General features: G+C 56.2%; 1 protein-coding gene and 1 pseudogene. Both read left to right on the top strand.

Annotation, left to right across the window (positions count from 1 at the left end):
• Positions 1–104: 104 nt before the first annotated feature.
• Positions 105–1,273: pseudogene (locus tag EFR00_RS32655) on the top strand (transposase); the annotation flags it as partial.
• Positions 1,274–2,034: 761 nt separating this feature from the next.
• A partial coding sequence (locus tag EFR00_RS32645) for a hypothetical protein (protein WP_245435295.1) occupies positions 2,035–4,128 on the top strand: 2,094 nt, incomplete at its 3' end.

Raw genomic sequence — 4,128 nt, 5'->3', positions numbered from 1 at the left:
CGATCATATGAAAAGTTCTAGTTCCAGAGCTAGGCGCAGACATAGAAGCTCACAGCAGTTCATCGTGTCCGCTACCGATAGCCGACCGCTAAGCTGCTTCGCCAGATGGGGTCTGCTTGTCGCTTACACTACACCCCCTGTTGCCAACACTAATCGAAGCGATGGAACGTCATGGACACGGCGATATGAATAGCGAGACGCGCCGGCGACTCTTGACGATGAGCCCAGCGACGATTGATCGGGTCCTCAAGGAGATTAAAGCGAGCGCCACGGGTCCGCGGCGCCGGAAAGGATCAACAGCGATTCGGCGTAGTGTTCCCGTTCGAACCTTCTCGGATTGGGATGACCCCGCACTTGGCTTTGTCGAAGCTGACCTCGTTTCTCATTCCGGCCCGTACGCTGGGGTGCCTTCTCGCAAACGCTGGTGTTGACAGATATAGCCACGGGCTGGACGGAATGCGCGCCGCTGCTGGTTCGCGAGCAAACGGTACTGATCACTGCGTTGGCCGAACTGCGCAAGTTGCTGCCGTTCCCGCTGCTGGGCTTCGACACCGATAACGACAGTGTGTTCATGAACGAGAGTGTTCATGAATATTGCTTGCGCGATAATATCGAACTTACCCGTTGCCGCCCTTACCGAAAGAATGATCAGGCATTTGTCGAGCAGAAGAATGGCGCAATCGTGCGCAAGATCGTTGGATACCGAGGCTTCGAGGGGCTGCGAGCCACTCGGGAGCTGGCCAAGCTTTATTCGTCAATGCGGTTGTTCGTGAATTTCTTTCAGCCATCATTCAAGCTGAAAGAAAAGCACCGTGACGGAGCCAAGGTGATCAAGCGCTATCATCGTCCTGCCACACTCTTCCAGCGGCTGCTTGACGACCCACGCACGCCGGAGGATACATGCCTTTGGCTCAAGGCGATGTACCTGACGCTCGAAGACTTTCTTTCTGGCTTACGGATTGCTTGGCGTGGTGGTGAAGTGAAACCGACTGCCCGCTCCAAGCCAGCGGCCAAGCGAGAGCGGCGGAGACCCGATCCTCTACTCGCCGTCACTGCCGAACTCGAGGAATGGTTCGAGGCGGAGCCTTGGCGAACTTCGCGAGAGTTGCTTGAACGCTTGCAGGTCAAATGCCCCGGCGTGTATCCCGACGGCCTCATTCGGACCGTGCAGCGCCGAATGAAAATCTGGCGCAGTACACAGGCCAATGCGCTGGTGTTCGGGCCATTCGCCGATGCCGCGCGGCAGACGGAAAGTATAGAGGTCGGGCAGTGAGATCATTACCGAACAATACAGGATCGTCATCCGCGCTCTTACCGCCAGGTTGGCCTTCGACAACCGACCCCACCGGAAAACATGATGACCGCCCGCGAAGCCGCCCGCTCGCTACAGCGCTATTGAGAGGCGCGCTCGCGAGCGGCTTCGCTACCTCCGTCACCTGCACCAGGTGCGGGGATACGATCGGAACAACCCGTGAGGCATTCGAAAACATCGAGTGAGGCAACGACATTATTCTCCGGGAACACTCTTGGGTGAGGCAATACGGCGTCTCATCCTGATCGCCGCCCCATAGGTCGCATAACTATCAAGCGCGCAACGGGTTCTGTCAGCAGCTACACCGCATATGGTTCCGTTGCCTGAGGCGGCGAAATCAGAAAGGCCGGCGGATGGATTGGTTGGAACCGGAAATCCTGACGGCACCCTTCACGCTGCATGTCCCACATATCACTCGAACTGCTTAAATGAAGGCCAATTCTAGCGGGCTCCGCATGGCAAGCGGCAAGCTGGCGAGCCTCTCAAGCCATGTGCCGGCCTGATGGTCGAGTGCAGACGATTGTCGGCAAGCCGTCGCCATATGGTGTTCGGCCATGCCTTGGGGGCATGATTGGATCTGGCTTTAGCATGCTGGGCGGCGGTCGGCAGGCATTAGGATTGAGGTTCCAAATTTGATTTCCGGAGGATCGGCATCGATGTACCCAAGACGGAACCAGCCGCGCGATGACGATTCTCGCGAAGTAAGTGGGTGGATCGAAGACGTGACCGGAGCTTTCGATACGGACGCCTGGATCGACGACTACTATTCAGAGAGCCGAGACCTGGAACAGGATCCGAGCGACTTGCGCCTCGGTTCGCACGACAGTGACGCCGGCGACCGTGTGCCGCGTCGCAGATCCGTGGGCGGTTCGATGCGAGTGACGCCGCAGTCGCTGGCGCCGGAGAGGGGTTCGGGGCAGCAAGACGTCGATGCCGCAACGGAGACTCACGTGGTCTCAACTAAGGTTCGAAAGCGTGGTCGCCCCGCCGACCGGGACATGCATCCCGATGACGAGTCCCGCATCAACCAGTTCGCGGAAGCAGTTCGAAACTACGAAATTCTACCCGACGGTAGCATCGGCCGAGGGGACGGAAGGGTTCCCGAGGCTACCGTCGAGAACAATTTAGGGATTCTTAGGAGGTTCGCTCGTTGGCTCCGAGCAGAAAACAGAGATTCGATGGCTTCTCGGTTTTTAAACGATCCAGATTCACTAGCCGTTGATATCGCGGATTATTGGGCAAGCGGTGAGGACGATCAGAACCGCCTTAACTCAGCGCTGTCTCATTTCAGGAGGCTCGCGCCTGAGGGGCAAGAACTCCAAGCCGTTGGACCTGGGCCGCGCCTGATGGGTCGCCGAATTCATGATCCCTATCCCGATGACGCCCGCGTCATTGATGCCTTGGCCAAGGAAGAGCGGAGTAAGCTCGGACCGGTCTCGATTTCTCAGAAAAATGCCAGTAGTCAACGAAAGTTTAGCGATTGGCTCAAAAGGGAGGGTAGGGGGAGCATAGTCAGCCGACTCACGGGTACTGATCAGCAGCAACAGTCGTTGCAGGAGGATTTTAGGAAATTTACCGAGGCCGAGGGAAAAGTGGTCGTGAGTTTAGATCGGCTGCGGCAGTATCTAGGCGCCGAGTCCCAGTTGAAACAGCATAATCCTTATCCCGACGACGCCCTCATGATTGATGGCTTGGCCAACGAAGAGCTGAGCAAGCTCGGACCGGACTCGACTTCCAAGAGGAAAGTTGTCCAGAATATGGCGATAAATCAACGGAGGTTTAGTAATTGGCTCCAAAAGAATGGTCGGGGGAGCATAAGCAGTCGCCTGACTGGCAGTGATGAGCAGCAACGGTCGTTAAAGGACGATTTTAGGGAATTTACTACTAACGTTGAAGTAAAAATAAGCGTGGGTTTCAATCGGCTGCGGCAGTATCTAGGCGCCGAGTCGCAGTTGAAACAGCATCATCCTTATCCCGACGACACCCGCATGATTGATAGCTTCACCAAGGAAGAGCTGAGCAAGCTCGGACCGGAGTCGACTTCCAAGAGGAAAGGCGTCTTGAATCTGGCCAGCAATCAACGGAGGTTTGGTAATTGGCTCCGAAAGAATGGTCGGGGGAGCATAAGCAGTCGCCTGACTGGCAGTGATGAGCAGCAACGGTCGTTGAAGGACGATTTTAGGGAATTTACTATTAACGTTGAAGTAAAAATAAACGTGAGTCTCGATCGGCTGCGGCAGTATCTAGGCGCTGAGTCGCAGTTGAAACAGCATCATCCTTATCCCGACGACGCCCTCATGATTGATGCCTTGGCCAACGAAGAGCTGAGCAAGCTCGGATCGGACTCGACTTCGCAGAGGAGAGTCGTCTGGAGACTGGCCAGCAATCAACGAAAGTTTAGTAATTGGCTGCAAACCAAGGGTAGGGAGAGCATAGCGAGCCGGCTCAACGGCAGTGATCAGCAGCAATGGTCGTTGAAAAAAGATTACCAAGACTTCACCGAAGACATGGGAAAACACACTATCTCTTTCAAGCGGCTTCGGCAGTACCAGCAAGTCGTTGAGGCGAACGCAGCGTCGGGGTTGTCCCCTGAGCCGGCAAGTGGCCGCGAACCGGCCGGTCTGGACGGCCGTTCGGATTCACGTGCCGAGTTCAGATCAACTTCGCCGCTGCAGCAGGTTGATCCACCGATCGAAAGCCGCAGCGGATTGTCGCTCGACCATACCGAATGGCTGGGCGACCAGCATATCCAGACGGATTATGAGCTGCTAATGCAGGACTTGCAGCGAAACGATCCGGATCTCGCCGCCAGGACG

It is taken from the genome of Rhizobium sophoriradicis (assembly GCF_003939025.1).
GTDB classification, from domain to species: domain Bacteria; phylum Pseudomonadota; class Alphaproteobacteria; order Rhizobiales; family Rhizobiaceae; genus Rhizobium; species Rhizobium sophoriradicis.
Note: the sequence above shows the minus strand (reverse complement) of the source record. Positions and strands in the feature narration are given on the sequence as shown.